The organism is Neisseria sicca (assembly GCF_017753665.1).
In the GTDB taxonomy this organism is placed as follows: Bacteria; Pseudomonadota; Gammaproteobacteria; order Burkholderiales; family Neisseriaceae; genus Neisseria; species Neisseria flava.
Genome location: NZ_CP072524.1, coordinates 2,359,788 through 2,376,983, shown reverse-complemented (window position 1 = coordinate 2,376,983; position 17,196 = coordinate 2,359,788). Strand labels below are relative to the sequence as shown.

The 17,196-nt window shown below is 51.6% G+C and carries 16 protein-coding genes, 1 tRNA gene and 1 pseudogene; 8 read left to right on the top strand and 10 right to left on the bottom strand.

Annotated elements, in window-relative coordinates; genetic code table 11:
* Positions 1-64: 64 nt before the first annotated feature.
* Together coaD and J7445_RS11200 are read right to left on the bottom strand one after the other, a co-directional pair.
* On the bottom strand, positions 65-571 hold the full coding sequence (coaD, locus tag J7445_RS11205) for a pantetheine-phosphate adenylyltransferase (protein ID WP_016686445.1): 507 nt from the start codon (positions 569-571) through the stop codon (positions 65-67).
* Between the two features lie 128 nt (positions 572-699).
* Entirely contained in the window at positions 700-1,386 is a 687-nt protein-coding gene (locus tag J7445_RS11200; RefSeq protein WP_019270041.1) for a Bax inhibitor-1/YccA family protein, read from the bottom strand.
* Positions 1,387-1,638: 252 nt separating this feature from the next.
* On the opposite strand from J7445_RS11200, the gene pyrE reads away from it, so the two are divergent.
* From pyrE to J7445_RS11180, 4 genes are all read left to right on the top strand, one after another.
* Positions 1,639-2,280 carry an orotate phosphoribosyltransferase gene (pyrE, locus tag J7445_RS11195; RefSeq protein ID WP_070655392.1) on the top strand — a complete coding sequence of 214 codons (642 nt, stop codon included), beginning with the start codon at positions 1,639-1,641 and terminating at the stop codon, positions 2,278-2,280.
* 112 nt (positions 2,281-2,392) lie between these two features.
* Positions 2,393-2,854 (top strand): MJ0042-type zinc finger domain-containing protein, encoded by a 462-nt coding sequence (locus J7445_RS11190; RefSeq protein ID WP_070655390.1) that lies wholly within the window; start codon positions 2,393-2,395, stop codon positions 2,852-2,854.
* Positions 2,851-4,161 carry an amino-acid N-acetyltransferase gene (gene argA / locus J7445_RS11185; protein ID WP_209283062.1) on the top strand — a complete coding sequence of 437 codons (1,311 nt, stop codon included), beginning with the start codon at positions 2,851-2,853 and terminating at the stop codon, positions 4,159-4,161. Before J7445_RS11190 ends, argA begins: the two co-directional genes overlap by 4 nt.
* A gap of 315 nt (positions 4,162-4,476) precedes the next feature.
* Positions 4,477-4,552 (top strand) — tRNA-Thr (locus J7445_RS11180).
* A gap of 60 nt (positions 4,553-4,612) precedes the next feature.
* Here the strand turns inward: J7445_RS11180 and J7445_RS11175 are convergent.
* The 7 genes from J7445_RS11175 to J7445_RS11145 form a co-directional block, all read right to left on the bottom strand.
* On the bottom strand, positions 4,613-6,100 hold the full coding sequence (locus J7445_RS11175) for a KAP family P-loop NTPase fold protein (protein WP_209283061.1): 1,488 nt from the start codon (positions 6,098-6,100) through the stop codon (positions 4,613-4,615).
* Between the two features lie 133 nt (positions 6,101-6,233).
* On the bottom strand, positions 6,234-6,692 hold the full coding sequence (locus J7445_RS11170; protein WP_101810176.1) for a hypothetical protein: 459 nt from the start codon (positions 6,690-6,692) through the stop codon (positions 6,234-6,236).
* 182 nt (positions 6,693-6,874) lie between these two features.
* Positions 6,875-8,770, bottom strand: a complete 1,896-nt coding sequence (mnmG, locus tag J7445_RS11165; RefSeq protein ID WP_209283060.1) for a tRNA uridine-5-carboxymethylaminomethyl(34) synthesis enzyme MnmG — start codon at positions 8,768-8,770, stop codon at positions 6,875-6,877.
* Between the two features lie 427 nt (positions 8,771-9,197).
* Positions 9,198-9,917, bottom strand: a complete 720-nt coding sequence (gene pyrH / locus J7445_RS11160) for a UMP kinase (RefSeq protein ID WP_070655609.1) — start codon at positions 9,915-9,917, stop codon at positions 9,198-9,200.
* Positions 9,918-10,413: 496 nt separating this feature from the next.
* Entirely contained in the window at positions 10,414-11,268 is an 855-nt protein-coding gene (gene tsf, locus J7445_RS11155) for a translation elongation factor Ts (RefSeq protein ID WP_070655606.1), read from the bottom strand.
* Between the two features lie 123 nt (positions 11,269-11,391).
* On the bottom strand, positions 11,392-12,120 hold the full coding sequence (gene rpsB / locus J7445_RS11150; protein WP_002243114.1) for a 30S ribosomal protein S2: 729 nt from the start codon (positions 12,118-12,120) through the stop codon (positions 11,392-11,394).
* A 173-nt stretch (positions 12,121-12,293) separates the two neighbouring features.
* On the bottom strand, positions 12,294-12,536 hold the full coding sequence (locus J7445_RS11145; protein WP_070655604.1) for a hypothetical protein: 243 nt from the start codon (positions 12,534-12,536) through the stop codon (positions 12,294-12,296).
* A 77-nt stretch (positions 12,537-12,613) separates the two neighbouring features.
* Here J7445_RS11145 and J7445_RS11140 point away from each other — a divergent pair, with 77 nt between their 5' ends.
* The 4 genes and pseudogenes from J7445_RS11140 (at position 12,614) to J7445_RS11125 (ending at position 15,842) form a co-directional block, all read left to right on the top strand.
* A complete protein-coding gene (locus tag J7445_RS11140; RefSeq protein ID WP_019270050.1) occupies positions 12,614-13,204 on the top strand; it encodes a 5-formyltetrahydrofolate cyclo-ligase in 591 nt (196 codons plus the stop codon).
* Between the two features lie 76 nt (positions 13,205-13,280).
* Positions 13,281-13,391: pseudogene (locus J7445_RS11135) on the top strand (IS5/IS1182 family transposase); the annotation flags it as partial.
* 12 nt (positions 13,392-13,403) lie between these two features.
* A complete protein-coding gene (locus tag J7445_RS11130; RefSeq protein ID WP_070655602.1) occupies positions 13,404-13,991 on the top strand; it encodes a GNAT family N-acetyltransferase in 588 nt (195 codons plus the stop codon).
* A gap of 375 nt (positions 13,992-14,366) precedes the next feature.
* Positions 14,367-15,842: a malate:quinone oxidoreductase gene (locus J7445_RS11125; RefSeq protein ID WP_049227788.1), complete on the top strand. Its 1,476-nt coding sequence runs from the start codon at positions 14,367-14,369 to the stop codon at positions 15,840-15,842.
* Between the two features lie 330 nt (positions 15,843-16,172).
* On the opposite strand, the gene amgK is transcribed toward J7445_RS11125, so the two are convergent.
* Positions 16,173-17,177 (bottom strand): N-acetylmuramate/N-acetylglucosamine kinase AmgK, encoded by a 1,005-nt coding sequence (gene amgK, locus J7445_RS11120; RefSeq protein ID WP_070655599.1) that lies wholly within the window; start codon positions 17,175-17,177, stop codon positions 16,173-16,175.
* Positions 17,178-17,196 lie beyond the last annotated feature (19 nt).

Sequence of the window (17,196 nt, the reverse complement as noted above, 5' to 3'; positions counted from 1 at the left end):
AAATCGAAAGGTCGTCTGAAAACTTGCGTTTCAAGCTTTCAGACGACCTTCTCGTTAACAACATTTAAGTTTCATAATCCTGCACGATTTTTTTGTACACGGCTTCGGGCAGGTAGCGGCGTATTATGTCGTGCCAGCCATCCGGGCCGACCAGGCCTTTGACCATAGTGGAAGACACTTCGGCGATTTCGCGCGGCGGCATCAGGAAAACCGTCGAAATTTCGGGTGCAAGGTCGCTGTTGATATAGCGCATGGAGCGTTCGTATTCGTAGTCGGCGGCGGAGCGGATACCGCGAACGATAAAGCCCGCGCCGATTTCGCGCGCGTAGCGGACTAGGAAGCGGTTTTCAAATACGCTGATGCGGACATTGGGAAAGTCGCCCGTAATCGCTTCGAGCATGGCGCGGCGTTCGTCTATGGTGTAGGTGTTGCGTTTTTCGGGATTGATGCCGATGGCGACGACGAGTTCGTCAAAAAGAACCTGAGCTTCTTGTATCATCCAAAGATGGCCGAGGGTCGGCGGGTCGAAGCTGCCTGCGTAAACGGCGCGGCGCGGGGGGATAGTGTTCATGGGTAGTAGGATGAGTGATGGCAGCCGTCAGGATAGCGGGCGGGGAATGGAATGTCAAAAAGGTCGTCTGAAAACCTGTTTGCAGTTTTCAGACGACCTTTGAATTCTTTCGTCAGATGCGTAAACGGTTAATCATCGCCGCTGAACGCCAACAAAATACGCAGCAGGCTGCTGAAGATATTGTAGATGGAGATGAAGATGGTCAGAGCCGCGCTGATATGGCTGTCTTCGCCACCGTCAATCACCGTACGCACCTGCCACATAATCATCAGCGAGCTGAACAGGACAAACGCTGCCGAAACGGCGAGGCTCAATGCCGGGATTTGCAGGAAGAAGTTGGCAATCATCGCGATCATCAACACTACCGCGCCGACGGTCAGGAAGCGGCCTAGCGAATTCATATTGACATTGGTGCGGCGCGCCATTGCAGACATGGTGAAGAACACCCCGGCAGTCATGGCGGCAGCGATGCCGACGATTTGCGTACCGTTTGGAATAGCGAGCGTATATTGCAGAAGCGGGCTGATCAGCACACCCATGCCGAAAGTGAAGATCATCAGGAGGGTTGCGCCGACATTGCTGTAACGGTTTTTCTCAATGAGGAAAGTCATGCCGTAGAAGAACACCAGCACGGCAACCAGCCCCATCCAGCCTTGACCGAACAGAGAGAACAGATTCAGTCCAAACTGGCCGCTGAAATATGCGCCGGCAACGGCGGGAATGAAAGACAGGCCGAGCAGGCGGTAAGTTTTTTGCAGGACGGTATTTTTAGCAACCTGTCCTGTGACGGTATAGTCGTAAACGTCGTTTCGCATGGCGTTTGCTCCTGAAAAATGGTTTGAAAACAAATAAATTCGGATTGTAACAGTAAATCATCGGCTTGGGCATATCAAGTATGCCGCCGTCGCCGCTTACCGATAGGTAATGGCTAATGGCGTATTTTAAAGGGCTTGAATGAAACAGGTCGTCTGAAAACCAGAAAACCTGTTTTCAGACGACCTGCATTTTCCTCATGAATCCTTTATAATCTCTTCCTTTATAAATCAATATCTTTCGAAAGAAGCAAAATGTCCGATTTCCGTCAAGATTTCCTTAAGTTTGCGCTGGCGCAGAATGTATTGAAATTCGGTGAATTTACGACCAAGGCAGGCCGTCAGTCGCCTTATTTTTTCAACGCCGGATTGTTTAACGACGGCGCATCGACGCTGCAACTGGCGAAGTTTTACGCGCAGGCGATTATTGAGAACGGCGTGAAATTCGACATGCTGTTCGGCCCGGCTTACAAAGGCATTATTTTGGCGGCGGCAACGGCGATGATGCTGGCGGAAAAAGGCGTGAACGTGCCGTTTGCCTACAACCGCAAAGAAGCGAAAGACCACGGCGAAGGCGGCGTGTTGGTCGGTGCGCCGCTCAAAGGCCGCGTATTGATTATCGACGACGTGATTTCTGCGGGAACATCTGTGCGCGAATCGGTCAAACTGATTGAAGCGGAAGGCGCAACGCCCGCCGCCGTCGCCATCGCACTCGACCGCATGGAAAAAGGCACGGGCGAATTGTCCGCCGTTCAGGAAGTGGAAAAACAATACGGCTTGCCCGTCGTCGCCATTGCCAATCTGAACGACCTGTTCACGCTCCTGCAAAACAATGCGGAATTCGGCGGCTTCCTCGAACCGGTCAGAGCCTACCGCGAACGCTACGGCGTCGCCTAAAATCCCGATAAACAAAAGGTCGTCTGAAGACGGACAATCCCTTTTCAGACGACCTACCCCAATCAAACACACATTAAAACAACACATTCCACACTTTACACGGAAAACACCTATGCCCGCATGTATCTGCCCACACTGCAAAACTTCACTTTGGGTCAAAGACACCCAGCTCAACGTCGCACAAGGCTTTGTCGTTTGCAATAAATGCGAAGGTCTGTTCAAAGCCAAAGACAGCCTTGCGCCGTCCTCCGCCCCCGCCAACCCCGATACACTGCCCAACGCCGTTACTGACGTTCGTCTCGTACACGACATGGGTGGTAACATCCGCAACCGTAAACAACTCTCCCGCCACGAAATCGCCAACCTGCTCGACAGCGCCGAACGCGCCCGAAAAGCCAAAGAAGAGGAGGCACGGCGCGCCGAAGAGGAAAAACGGCGGACTGAAGAATTCCAAGCCTTGATGGCTGCCGCTGCCAAACCCGCCAAATCCGAAGAAGGCTTCAACTGGACGCTGGCGGTACTGGTCGCGCTGACCGTCCTCATCATGCAGCTTTTCTATCTGGTTTTGTTATGAACACATCTCCGGGCTTTGTTGCCGATTTTCGCGAAGCCGCGCCCTATATCCACTACCTGCGCGGCAAAACACTGGTTATCGGCATCACCGACAGCCTGCTCGAAGGCGACACCCTGAACCGTCTTGCCGCCGATTTCCACCTGCTTGCAGGCTTGGGCGTGCGCCTCGTGTTGGTACACGGCACGCGCCATTTTCTCAACTGCCTCGCCGCCGACAGACAATTCGTTCCGCAATACCACCGCAACCGCCGCATTACCGACGACGCCACCCTGCGCGACGCCAAGCAGGCAGTCGGCATGATACGCAGCGACATCGAAGCCGCCCTGTGCAGCAGCGCATCCGCCCCCTTGCGCAACAAACCGATTCCCACCGCTTCGGGTAATTTTCTCACCGCCCGTCCGCTCGGCGTCATTGACGGCATAGACATGGGCTATACCGGCATCGTCCGCAAAACCGACACCGACTCCATCAACCGCCGCCTCGACGACGGCGCCATCGTCCTCATCAGCCCGCTCGGACACTCCTACGGCGGCAAAACCTTCAACCTCAGCATGAGCGAAGCCGCCGAAGCCGTCGCTGTCGCCCTTCAAGCCGAAAAACTCGTGTACCTGACCGAAGAAGCCGGCATTTGCAACGCCGACGGCATCCTCATGTCCACCCTATCCTCAGGCGAAGTCCGCCACCTGATAGAAACCGCACACAACATCCCCGTGCGCCTGCTCCAAGCCGCCGTCAATGCCGTCGAAAACGGCGTCAGCCGCGTTCAAATCCTCAGCGGACGCGAAGACGGCGGACTATTGCGCGAACTCTTCACCCGCGAAGGCTGCGGCACCGCCATCGCCCGCGATGCCTTCGTCTCCATCCGCCAAGCCCACAGCCGCGATATCCCGCGCATCATCGCCCTGATACGCCCGCTTGAAGAACAAGGCATCCTGTTACACCGCAGCCGCGAATATCTCGAAAACCACATCTCCGGCTTTTCCGTCCTCGAACACGACCGCAACATCTACGGCTGCGTCGCCCTCAAAACTTTCGAAGACCCCGAAATCGGCGAACTCGCCTGCCTCGTCGTCTCCCCCGAAGCCCGCGACGGCGGCTACGGCGAAATGTTGCTCGACCACCTCTTCCAAAAAGCCCAAAGCTTGGGCATCCGCCGTCTGTTCGCCCTCTCAACCCACACAGGCGAATGGTTTGTCGAACGCGGTTTTCAGACGACCTCTCCCGACGCCTTACCCGAAGAACGCCGCCGCGACTACCTTGCCAACGGCCGCAATTCGCAAGTGTTTGTACGAAATATCGAACCTTGATGCGACACGTTTTGCGCCTCCCGTTCATCCGACCTCGCGGTCGAACCCATCATTCAGATTTAGCTTGTTCACTGTTAAATATTATATTCGGACGTAGGCTGACAGCTTGCCGATTCCGGATAAACCTGCCCAACCCATTGCCGTTTCCGGGCGGTTGGAAGGAGTGGAAAGTCAAGAATCAAAATAATATCCCCATACGGTCTTTTATAAAAAGGTCGTCTGAAAACACGGCATATATTTTCACCGAGCAACGACTTTATCGGGAAATACGAACTTGCTGATCATCCCGTTTATGTATATGATAACGAACACCGTGCCGGTGTAGCTCAGTCGGTAGAGCAGCGCATTCGTAACGCGAAGGTCGGGGGTTCGATTCCCTTCTCCGGCACCAGATTGGATAAAGAGAGGTCGTCTGAAAACTTGGTTTCTGGGTTTTCAGACGACTTTTTTATTATGGTGTTTGTTCAAGGCTGAGGACTTGGAAAGCATTTTTCAAAATACCAAACAGTTTTTGCGACATAAAATTTAGCGACAATCCTTGACGATAACCTAAATTACTATTCATTAAGAACCTGAAATTCATTTTCTCATTCCAATATTCTGCAATATCACTGCCACGAAAATTGAACCGAGGATCTTTAATACAACTATAGTTAATTAATGTAATAGCCAGTATATCTGTTTCCTCAGAAATATAAGTACGCTGTTCATCATTGAAGTCAGGTAATGATTGTATATTGAATAATTGAGCAAAATCTTCGGCATGTGTGCGATTTCTATTAATATCTTCAGCTAATTTTGGATAAAAACAAAAGATAAATATAGCTGTAATAATGAGCAATTTATATTCAATTACAAAATCTTTCCCTAATCCTTGGGCTAAAGAATTAAATATTTCCAAATATCGTACTAATGTTTCCGTTTCTCTTAGCGACAGATTATTTCGTTGAATAATCTCACCAAGGAAATCCATGATTGGATTATTTTTGATTAACAGAGATAATTCATCATTCAGTTCTATTAATTCCTGACAATAACGAATTGATACAAATTTTCTTTCTTCCTCAAGCCGAGCCACAACTTTATCCGGCAAAGCAAAGCTGTACTTCAAAAACTTATCCAAATATTTTTGCGCATCTACTTCCAACCCATACCGATGATTAATCGCCGCGCGCAGTTGCTTGGTGTTCGTCACCAGAACGACTTTGACGTTTTCAACATCAAAGACATGTTTGATGACTTCCAGCATATCGACGGCGTAATCGGGGCGGCAGCGGTCGAGTTCGTCGATAAACAGAATAATCGGTTTTTCCTCTGCAAATTTTTTTAGGCAGGCTTTGAGCGTTTCCAGATTTTTTTCCGCTTCGATTTGCTCTTTCAACAAGGCTTCGACGGTTGCATCAATAGTTGCATCAATGGAATGGCTGGCAAGTGTGGTGGCAGCACCAGCTACGGTTGCTGCTGCATTTTTTGCTTCTTGCTTATCATTTATAATTTGGCTCATTCCTTCTGCTAAATCTTCCATATTTTGCTTTAGGACATGACCAACCGCTGCCTTAGCAACGGTTTTCATTACGAATCCTGCGGCTTTCGCGACTTTCTTCGTCATTTCTTTGCGCTGTTCAGACGGCTGCTCGCCAGTATCTTCAGGCGTACATGCTTTGATGATTTCGGCAAGCAATGCCAGCAGAGGCTCTCCGCTGTGGTCTGAACGGAAGGCGTCAATATAGACAGGCTGGTAATCGGGATGTTGCTGCTGTATGAGCCGAATCAGCTTTTGGCAAAATTCGGTTTTGCCCGTTCCCCAGCCGCCGTCGATGACCATAGGGGAAAGGTCGATATCTGAGGTAAGCAGCCTGATGATGTTTTCGGCTATCGGCTTACGCTTGAATTCGTCTTGTGTACCGAAAGTGGGTTTTTCTAAAGTTTGAGTTTCCATGTCATCCCTTTGTTTAATCATAAATTCAAATAAGAATACACGCATCGTCATTCCCGCGCAGGCGGGAATCCAGACCGCAATCATTCACTCGTAGCAACTGTATTTTTCACCCCGTCGGGCAAAAATACAGTTACTACAAAATACGGTTTTTCCAAGCTTGAAACTGATGAAATCCGTTTAAAAGCAGCATTTGTAGCTCTTCCCCAGAAGATATGACAGTATAGTTATCACTATATTCTTCCGGTAAATGTTGTGCAGTGTCTTGTTCTAATAAGATAAATAAGGGTTCAGTATCGCTAAATTGCGGATTAACAATCACCCAATCCGCAGCACGGCACAGCTCATAGATGAAACTACACTCCTCATCCGTTAAATATGCATGACCAATATTTCCTTCAAACTGGCATTCCCTATCATTGAAATCCGTTATTTCCAAATCTGTGGAACAGTTATCAAACTCTAAATAGTTGCCGTCCTTATCACGAAGGCAGCTATCTAGCCCCCTGCTGTTTAAAAATGATTTTGCACCTTCGCGGTTTCCGTCTACCTGTTCGCCATTTTCAAAGCGGTAGAAATATAGGGAAAAGCCCATTGTTACTCCTTGTTTATTTGATTTTCAGGTTGGGTTTTACACATCAATTTTAATGTGTAGGCTGCTTTTGTAGACTTTGAAAACCTACCGCAAGTCAGATTCTTGAATCTGACATCTTGTAGTAACAGATGTGTCGAAACACAAGAATTATCTGACCTGCGGCTGCTCCGCGTTCAGGTAGCTTACTTCGCTCCCTTAAACCCACGTTTTAAATGCACCATCAGCAATGCGACGGCGGCAGGCGTTACGCCGGAAATGCGGCTGGCTTGGCCGACGGTTTCGGGTTTGTGCTGGTTGAGTTTTTGCTGCACTTCGGCGGATAAGCCTTTGACTTTGCTGTAATCGATGTCGTCGGGAAGCTTTAAGGTTTCGATGTCGCGGCGGCTGTCGATTTCTTCGTTTTGGCGGTCGATATAGCCTTGGTATTTGACTTGGATTTCGACTTGCTCAATCACGTTTTCAGGCAGCCTGCACTCGGGTTGTGCGCCTTCGAGCGTCATCAGTGCGGCGTAGTCGAGGTTTGGACGGCGCAGGAGGTCGTGCAGGTTGGCTTCGCGGCTGAGTTTTTGTCCGAACACGCGGATTTGTTCGTCTTCGGCGAGTTTTTGCGGCGTGTACCATGTTGTTTTCAAACGTTGGATTTCGCGTTCGATGGCTTCGCGCTTTTCGTTGAACATGCGCCATTGTTCTTCACCCACCAAGCCGATTTTGTGGCCGTCTTCGGTCAGGCGCATGTCGGCGTTGTCTTCCCTGAGTTGCAGGCGGTATTCGGCGCGGCTGGTGAACATGCGGTAAGGCTCGTTCACGCCTTTGGTGATGAGGTCGTCCACCAATACGCCGAGATAGGCTTGTTCGCGGCGCAGCAGGAGCGGGTCTTGTTCGCGGACGTATTGCACGGCGTTCGCACCTGCGAGCAGGCCTTGTGCGGCGGCTTCTTCGTAGCCGGTCGTGCCGTTGATTTGTCCGGCGAAGAAGAGGCCTTGGATGGTTTTGGTTTCAAGGCTGGCTTTGAGGTTGCGCGGGTCGAAGTAGTCGTATTCGATGGCGTAACCGGGGCGCAGGATATGGGCGTTTTCGAGGCCTTTCATGCTGCGCACGAGGGCGATTTGGATGTCAAACGGCAGGCTGGTGGAGATACCGTTAGGATAGTATTCGTGCGTGGTCAGGCCTTCGGGTTCGAGGAAAATCTGATGGCTGTCTTTGTCGGCGAATCGGTTGATTTTGTCTTCGATAGACGGACAATAACGCGGGCCAACGCCTTCGATTTTGCCGGTAAACATCGGGCTGCGGTCGAAGCCTGAGCGGATGATGTCGTGGGTTTGCGTGTTGGTATGCGTAATCCAGCAGGACACTTGGCGCGGGTGCATTTCGGCGCTGCCGCGCACGGACATTACGGGAACGGGTGTGTCGCCGGGCTGTTCGGTCAGTTGGGAGAAGTCAATCGTGCGTCCGTCAATACGCGGCGGCGTGCCGGTTTTCAGACGGCCTTGCGGCAAGTTCAATTCGCGCAAACGGCCGCCCAAGGATTTGGCGGCGGGGTCGCCCGCACGGCCGCCTTCGTAGTTTTCCAAACCGATGTGGATTTTGCCGGACAAAAACGTGCCGGCGGTCAACACGACGGCGCGTGCTTTAAACTCCACACCCATCGCGGTAACCACGCCGCTGATGCGTTCGCCGTCGAGGGTAACGTCGTCAACCGACTGCTGGAAGAGGTCGAGGTTTTCTTGGTTTTCCAGCATTTCGCGGATGGCGGCTTTATACAGGATGCGGTCCGCCTGCGCGCGCGTGGCACGCACTGCCGCTCCTTTGCTGGCGTTCAGGCGGCGGAACTGGATGCCGGATTTGTCGGTTGCCAACGCCATCGCGCCGCCGAGCGCGTCAAGTTCGCGCACGAGATGGCCTTTGCCGATGCCGCCGATGGAGGGGTTGCACGACATTTGTCCGAGCGTTTCGATGTTGTGTGTGAGCAAAAGCGTCTGCGCGCCCATGCGTGCGGCGGCGAGCGCGGCTTCCGTGCCTGCGTGGCCGCCGCCGACGACGATGACGTCGTAGGTTTTGGGGTAAATCATGTGGGTCATGTGTGTCAACGGGCCTAATGGTTTCAGACGACCTCTTTTCTCTGACGGAGGTCGTCTGAAAATATAATGAATTCAAAAATAAACGTGGGATTGTACGCTTTTTCGGGGGGATTTGACAGGTGGAAAGGGGCTTGCGGGTACGGGATGGGAAAAAGGTCGTCTGAAAATCCGGCCTCACCGAAATGAAAACGGATAAAACGGGTTTGACCAAATCTCAAATCCACAGTTTTTTAGAAGAATTTAGATGAATTTTGCAGGCAACGAATGCGTTACGTTGCCGCATGCAATCTTTGGATTTCCGACCATCCGTTACCATACATAGGGGAGAGGATATTGAGAAAAAAGAAGGTCGTCTGAAAACCAAGTTTCGGTTTTTCAGACGACCTTTTGCTTGATCAAATCACTTCAATGCATTGCCCGATGTAAATCAGCAATGAACCAGCGTGCCTTCGTCTTCGCCGATAACGACGCGTTTGAGCGAACCTTGTTTGGCGATGCCGAAGACGACGATGTTGAGTTTGCGTTCGCGGCAGAGGGCGAAGGCGGTCGCGTCCATGACTTTGAGGTTTTTGTTCAAAGCTTCGTCAAAGGTGATGGTTTCGTAGCGCGTAGCGGACGGGTCTTTTTTCGGGTCTGCGGTATAAACACCGTCCACGTTGGTGGCTTTGAGCATGACGTCGCAGTTCATTTCGGCTCCGCGCAGGGCGGCGGCGGTGTCGGTGGTGAAGAAGGGGTTGCCCGTACCGGCGGCGAAGATGACGACTTTGCCTTCTTCGAGGTATTGGATGGCTTTGGGGCGGGCGTAGGTTTCGGCGATTTGCTGCATGGAAAGCGCGGATTGTACGCGCGCTTTGATGCCGAGGGTTTCGAAAGCATCTTTGAGGGCAAGGGCGTTCATGACGGTCGCCATCATGCCCATGTAGTCTGCGGTGGCGCGGTCCATGCTGCCTGCTTGGGCGGATACGCCGCGGAAGATGTTGCCGCCGCCGACGACGATGCCGACTTGTACGCCCATTTTGACAACTTCGGCGATTTCACCGACGGTTTGGACGATGGTGTCGTGGTTGATGCCGAAAGGATCGGAACCCATCAGGGATTCGCCGGAGAGTTTCAGTAATACGCGTTTGTATTTGATTTGCTGTGTCATGGGATACCTTGCTTTCTTTGGGTGGATAGCGCCGATTATTCAGAGCGAACTGACCATTCATTCCAAATGCTCAGTTCACCCTGTGGCGCTGCTTCAATGCGGGGAAAGGGCGTTTGATTTTTCAGACGACTTTTCGGGATGTTTGGCTGACAGGGTAACGCGTTTTCCGTGGGTGTATGGGTTTGGATAAATTATTATGAGACCTTTGCAATAACATAGGTTACTAAAATTTTATGCTCAATCTCATTTTCAAAATTCAAAACCTTTCTGATTTTTCCTACTTTTGCTCAATATTAGGAAGGTTTTAGGCAATTGAAAATTTTTTGGCGCATTTTTATGCGTCAAATTTCGTTAACAGACTATTTTTGCAAAGGTCTCATTATGTGTTGATTATGATGAAATATTTTCTGTTCGACAGTATTTTAAACAGTGTAGCTCTCAAAAAAAAGCACCCTGATTCGTTTGGAATCCAGGTGCTTTCTTTTTCATAATTGCCTTACACTTTAGCAGCAGCGGCAACTTCGGCTGCGTAGTCGACAACGGCTTTTTCGATACCGTCGCCTACTTTGTAACGTACGAAGCTAACCACTTCAGTGCCGTTTTCTTTAGCGAATTGGGCAACGGTTTGGTCAGGGTTCATTACGAATGCTTGGCCGTTCAGAGTGATTTCAGCCAAGAATTTACGGATACGGCCTTCAACCATTTTAGCGGCGATGTCGGCAGGTTTGCCGGAAGCGATAGCTTGTTCGGTATAGATGTGGCGTTCTTTTTCGATGGTTTCGGCATCTACTTCGGCTTCGGTTACGCATTGCGGTTTGGCGGCAACGATGTGCATACCGATTTTACGCGCTACGTCTTCAGAGCCTTTGAACTCAACCAATACGCCTTCGGTAGCCAATGCACCGTGGATGTAGGCAACCAGTTGGTTGGCAGTGTCGATGACTTGGAAGCGGCGGACAGACATGTTCTCGCCCAATTTGGCGATGATGGCTTTGCGTTCGGTCTCAACCAATTCGCTCAGTTCCTCAACGGTAGCGGGTTTTTTCTCGGCAGCGGTTTTGGCAACGAAGTTGGCGAATTCTACGAAGCCTGCGTCTTTGGCAACGAAGTCGGTTTCGCAGTTTACTTCAACCAATACGCCGACATTGCCGTTGATGGCGTAAGCCAATACGCCTTCGGCAGCGGTACGGCCAGCCAGTTTACCGGCTTTCGCGCCGGATTTGATGCGCAGGATTTCTTCGGCTTTTTCGAAGTTGCCTTCGGCTTCAACCAAGGCTTTTTTGCATTCCATCATGCCCAGGCCGGTAGCGGCGCGCAGGTCGGCAACCATTTTTGCAGTAATTTCTGCCATTTTGAATCTCCTAGATTTTGGGGAAACACGGGGTATCCGTGTTTGGGAATGGGGTCGTCTGAAAAGGCTTTTCAGAACGGGATTTGAGAAAAGGGGCATAACGCCCCTCTTCGGTTTGCCGGATTACTCGGCAGCAGCTTCTTGGGCAGCGGCTACGGTTTCTTGCAGCGCTTGGTTTTTGCCTTCCAAAACTGCGTCGGCGATGCCGCGGCAGTACAGGCGGATGGCTTTGGCGGAGTCATCGTTACCGGGGATAACGTATTTCACGCCGTCAGGGCTGTTGTTGGTATCGACTACGGCGATAACAGGGATGCCCAGTTTTTCAGCCTCAACCAGAGTACCTTTTTGGTAGCCGGTGTCGATAACGAAAATCGCGTCAGGCAGGCCTTTCATGTTTTTGATACCGCCCAAAGAACGTTCCAGTTTTTCAACGTCGCGTTGCATTTCCAGAATTTCTTTTTTGTTGAAACCGCCTTCGGCAGCGTTTTCCAAAGCAGCGGTTTTTTCTTCCAGGCGTTTGATGGATTGCTTAACGGTTTTGTAGTTGGTCAGCATGCCGCCCAACCAACGGTAATCGACGAAAGGCATACCGGCGCGGGTAGCTTCTTCGCGGATGATTTCACGCGCTTGACGTTTGGTGCCGACGAACAGCACGGTGCCTTTGTTGGCAACCAGACGGCGTACGGCTTCTTGCGCTTCTTGGAACATCGGCAGGGTTTTTTCCAGGTTGACGATGTGGATTTTGTTGCGCGCACCGAAAATGTATTGTGCCATTTTTGGGTTCCAGAAACGGGTTTGGTGGCCGAAGTGAACGCCGGCTTCAATCATCTGACGCATAGTAATTTGAGACATTTTATTTCCTTGAAAGGGTTAAGAGCACACATTCAATCGCATAGAACTTGATAGGCTGCACCTATTGTCAAGCACCCTTCGGCGAAAGTGGGCATAAGTTTTAAAAAATAGTGTGTTTCCGAAATGGAAAACTGACGGATTATAGCGGATAAGGGGTCGTCTGAAAAGGGATTTTATGCACTGCCGTCGTGTTTACCGCCTTCTTGTCCGGCTGTGCGGCGGCTTTGTTCGAATACTTCTTTTTCCTGCTGCTTCATCAGGCGGTTGCGGCGGCGGATGGTGACGGTGAAAACGGTAAACGCGACGGGCAATACCGCCCAAAAAACCAAATAAATCAGCGCACGCGCAATGCTCGGCTGGGCGGCTGAATACATGACTGCGACGAAGAGGTAGCCGATAAGGACGATATGCCACATGGCGGAATCCTGTTTTGATGTTAACGGAGCGTTTATAATCGCCGTATTCTACAACAACACTCAAAAGGTCGTCTGAAATGAGGAATGAGGAAAAACACGCCCTGCGCCGAGAGTTGCGCCGCGCCCGCGCGCAGATGGGGCATCAAGGGCGACTGGCGGCAGGACAAACGATTAACCGTCTGCTCAAACGTTATATCAAGAAGGGACGGAAGATCGGCGTGTATTGGCCGATGGGCAACGAGCTTCGTTTGGACGGTTTCGTCCGCGCGGCGCAAAAACGCGGCGCCAAACTTTATCTGCCTTATATCGAACCGCGTTCGCGGCGGATGTGGTTTACGCCCTATCCTGCCAACGGAGTAAAACAAGAACGCAAGCGCGGCAGGGCGAAATTGAATGTGCCGCAGTTTGCGGGACGCAAAATCCGCGTACACGGTTTATCGATATTGTTCGTCCCGATTGTCGGCATAGACCGCGAGGGCTACCGCTTGGGGCAGGCAGGCGGCTATTACGACGCGACGCTCGCGGCGATGAAATACCGTTTACAGGCAAAAACCATAGGCGTAGGCTTCGATTGCCAACTGGTTGACACGCTGCCGCGCGAACCGCACGACCTGCCGCTGGACGGGTTTGTATCGGAGTCGGGCGTGCTGGTGTTCAAACATCATTAATCAATAGCTTTCAGACGACCTCAAAGATGCCGTCCGTTAAGACACTATAAAAGGTCGTCTGAAAACTCAAACCATCAAATATAGTGGATTAAATTTAAATCAGGACAAGGCGACGAAGCCGAAGACAGTACAAATAGTACGGCAAGGCGAGGCAACGCCGTACTGGTTTAAATTTAATCCACTACACAAAGGAAACCCCATGGCTGATTTCTCATCCGTTCCCGTTTTGTCCTTCGATCGCGTCCGTCTCGAACCTTTAACAACGGCACACGAAGCCGGTTTGCACGAAGCAGTTTGCGACGGCGAAGTCTGGAAGCTGAACGTAACCACCGCGCCCGAACCCCACCAAGTGGCGGACTACATCCGCACCGCCACGCAAACCCGCCTCGCCTTTGCCGTCATCGACGAAGACACGGGCAAAATCGTCGGATCGACTTCGCTTTATCACATCGATCCCGCCATCCCCCGCCTCTACATCGGTTTCACATGGTACGCCCTGTCGGCACGGCGCACACGCATCAATACCGCCTGCAAAATCATGTTGCTCGACTACGTTTTCGACACTTTAAACTGCCGCTGCGTCTGCTGGCAGACCGACAACCTCAACACCGCCTCCCAACGCGCCATCGAACGCCTGGGCGCACACCAAGACGGCATCTTGCGCTGCCACAAGCTGCGGAAAGACGGCAGCGTGCGCGATACGGTGGAATACAGCCTGCTGCGCGAAGAATGGCCGCAGGCAAGGGCAAAACTGCTCGAAAAAGTGGCAGCTTATGACGCATCCTGAAAAAACGTTTTCTTCTTCATTTTTTCATCAAAACACGTCCATCTTGCTGACAATCTGAAGTCTTTAAAAAATTAATGAAATAAGGTGTGACACCGCCAATACCCTGATAAATAAAGGCCATCTGAATGTTTCAGACGACCTTTTCAAACCGCGTTTATGTAAATCCAAACAGAAAATCTTTGCAATTCTCAGAAAAATCCACTAAATTCTCAATAACATATTATGAACGGTTTAACATCGGTTCAAAACGTAAAACACGCGCGCAATCTTCCACGCCAAAAACACCGCGCCAGCAGGTTTTACCGCCGAGACAGGCGTTCGTAATACAACGGATAATCATAAAGGCAGGATATGCCTGTTTCTAGGAGTACAACCATGGCTGAAGCAACAGATGTTGTCTTGGTGGGTGGAGGCATTATGAGCGCGACTTTGGGCGTTTTGCTCAAAGAACTCGAACCGTCTTGGGAAATCACCCTTATCGAACGCTTGGAAGACGTAGCGTTGGAATCGTCAAACGCTTGGAACAACGCCGGCACAGGGCATTCCGCATTATGCGAACTCAATTACGCCCCGCTCGGCGCAGACGGCACCATCGACCCGACCCGCGCCCTCAATATTGCCGAACAATTCCACATCAGCCGCCAGTTCTGGTCATCGCTTGTCGAAGAAGGCAAAATCACCGACAACTCCTTCATCCATACCGTCCCGCATATGTCGCTGGTCATGAACACCGACCATTGCGACTACCTGCAAAAACGTTTCGACGCCTTCAAATCCCAAAAACTCTTTGAACGGATGGAATTCTCCACCGACCGCGCCAAAATCGCCGAATGGGCGCCACTGGTCATCAACGGCCGTAAAGAAGGCCAACCCGTCGCCGCCAACTACTCCGCCGAAGGTACGGACGTCGATTTCGGCAGCCTGACCCGCCAAATGGTGCAATACCTGCGCGAAAAAGGCGTCAAAACCGAGTTCAACCGCCACGTCGACGACATCAAACGCGAATCCGACGGCGCATGGGTACTCAAAACCAGCGACACCCGCAATCCCGACGGCCAGCTCACCATCCGCACCCGCTTCCTTTTCCTCGGCGCAGGCGGCGGCGCACTGACCCTGCTGCAAAAATCCGGCATCCCCGAAGGCAAAGGCTACGGCGGCTTCCCCGTTTCCGGCCTGTTCTTCCGCAACAGTAACCCCGAAACCGCCGCGCAGCACAACGCCAAAGTGTACGGACAAGCCTCCGTCGGAGCGCCGCCCATGTCCGTTCCGCATCTCGACACCCGCAATGTGGACGGCAAACGCCACCTCATGTTCGGCCCTTACGCAGGCTTCCGCTCCAACTTCCTCAAACAAGGCTCGCTCATGGATTTGCCCCTGTCCATCCACTTGGACAACCTCTACCCCATGCTGCGCGCCGGTTGGGCGAATATGCCGCTGACCAAATACCTGTTGGGCGAATTGCGTAAAACCAAAGAAGAACGCTTTGCCTCCCTGCTGGAATACTACCCCGAAGCAAACCCTGACGACTGGGAACTCATCACCGCAGGACAACGCGTTCAAATCATCAAAAAAGACTCCGAAAAAGGCGGCGTCCTCCAATTCGGCACCGAAATCGTCGCCCACGCCGACGGCTCGCTTGCCGCACTCTTGGGCGCATCCCCCGGCGCATCAACCGCCGTACCCTTGATGATCAAACTCATCCACCAATGCTTCCCAAGCCGCATTTCCTCATGGGAAGGTCGTCTGAAAGAACTTGTCCCCGGCTTCGGCATCAAGCTCAACGACAACCCGCAGCTTGCCGAAGAAATCATCAGCCACAACGCCAAAGTATTGGGTATCCATCATCAATGATGGGAAAGTAAGGATGAAACAGCGTATCCTTGAGATACGCTGTTTTCATGTGTGGATAGAATGGAAATGCCCATCGTTGGCAGTGCAGCATAAAACCAATAAAGTCAGCTATACATGGCAAACCTGAACAAAAAGGCTCAGCCGTCATTCCCACCTACGCGGGAATGAAGGTACCGATGTTTTGATTGTTGCCGGATCAAGCTTAAATTGGCACAGTGGACAAACCCGAATTCACATATATAAAGAATATAAAAGGTCGTCTAAAACCCCATTTCAGGATTTTCAGACGACCTCTTTTCTTATCAAAAGTGACACAAAGCCATCTGCCTTTTAAAACGTAAACCCGGTTTCCAATTCATCGTCGCCAACCAGTTCGACCAACAGCGTATAAAGCGGTGCAAGCTCGGTGTAGCGGCGGGAGGTGCGGCGCAGGTAGTTGAGGAAACGCGGGATTTCGGGGCGGTATTTGTCTTTGCCGTCGCGGTAGTACAGGCGGGCGAAGATACCGGCGACTTTCAGATGGCGTTGTACGCCCATCCATTCAAACCAGCGGTAAAACTCATCAAACGCGGCGGGTACGGGCAATCCGGCGGCGCGGGCTTTTTCCCAGTAACGGATGACCAAGTCCAATACGAATTCTTCTTCCCATTCGATAAAGGCATCGCGCAGGAGGGAAACCAAGTCGTAGGAAATCGGGCCGTAGAGTGCGTCTTGGAAGTCGAGTACGCCGGGGCGGCCGGTTGTGAGCATAAGGTTGCGGACGATGAAGTCGCGGTGGACGTACACCTGCGGCTGGGCAAGCAACGGCGGCAACAGGGTGTCGATGGTTTGCTGCCAAAGCTGGCGTTGTTTGAAGTTGAGTTCGCGTCCGAGTTCTTTGGCGACGAACCATTCGGGGAACAGGTTGATTTCGCGCAGCATGATGTCGCGGTCGTATTCGGGCAATTCGCCTGCACGGCTGGCCTTTTGCAGCCCGACCAATTCGTCTATGGCTTCAAGCAGCAGGACTTTGTGTGCATCCGCGCCTTGCTCTTGCTGCATGGCGGTCAGGAAAGTGGTGCTGCCCAAGTCGTTTAGCACCATAAATCCTTGTGCTTCATTGGCGTGCAATACTTGGGGAACGTTAAGCATATTGAAAAGTTTTTGCACTTTTAGGTAAGGAGCGACGCTCATTTTATCGGGCGGCGCGTCCATGCAGATGACGGTCTTGCCGTCGGCAAAAGTAGCGCGGAAGTAGCGTCGGAAGTCGGCATCGGCGGCGGCGAAGCTCAATTCAAAGTTTTGTTCGGGATAGACGGCGTGCAGCCAATTTTGTAATTCGGTTTGTCGTTGCATAGCGGTGTCGCGGATTTTC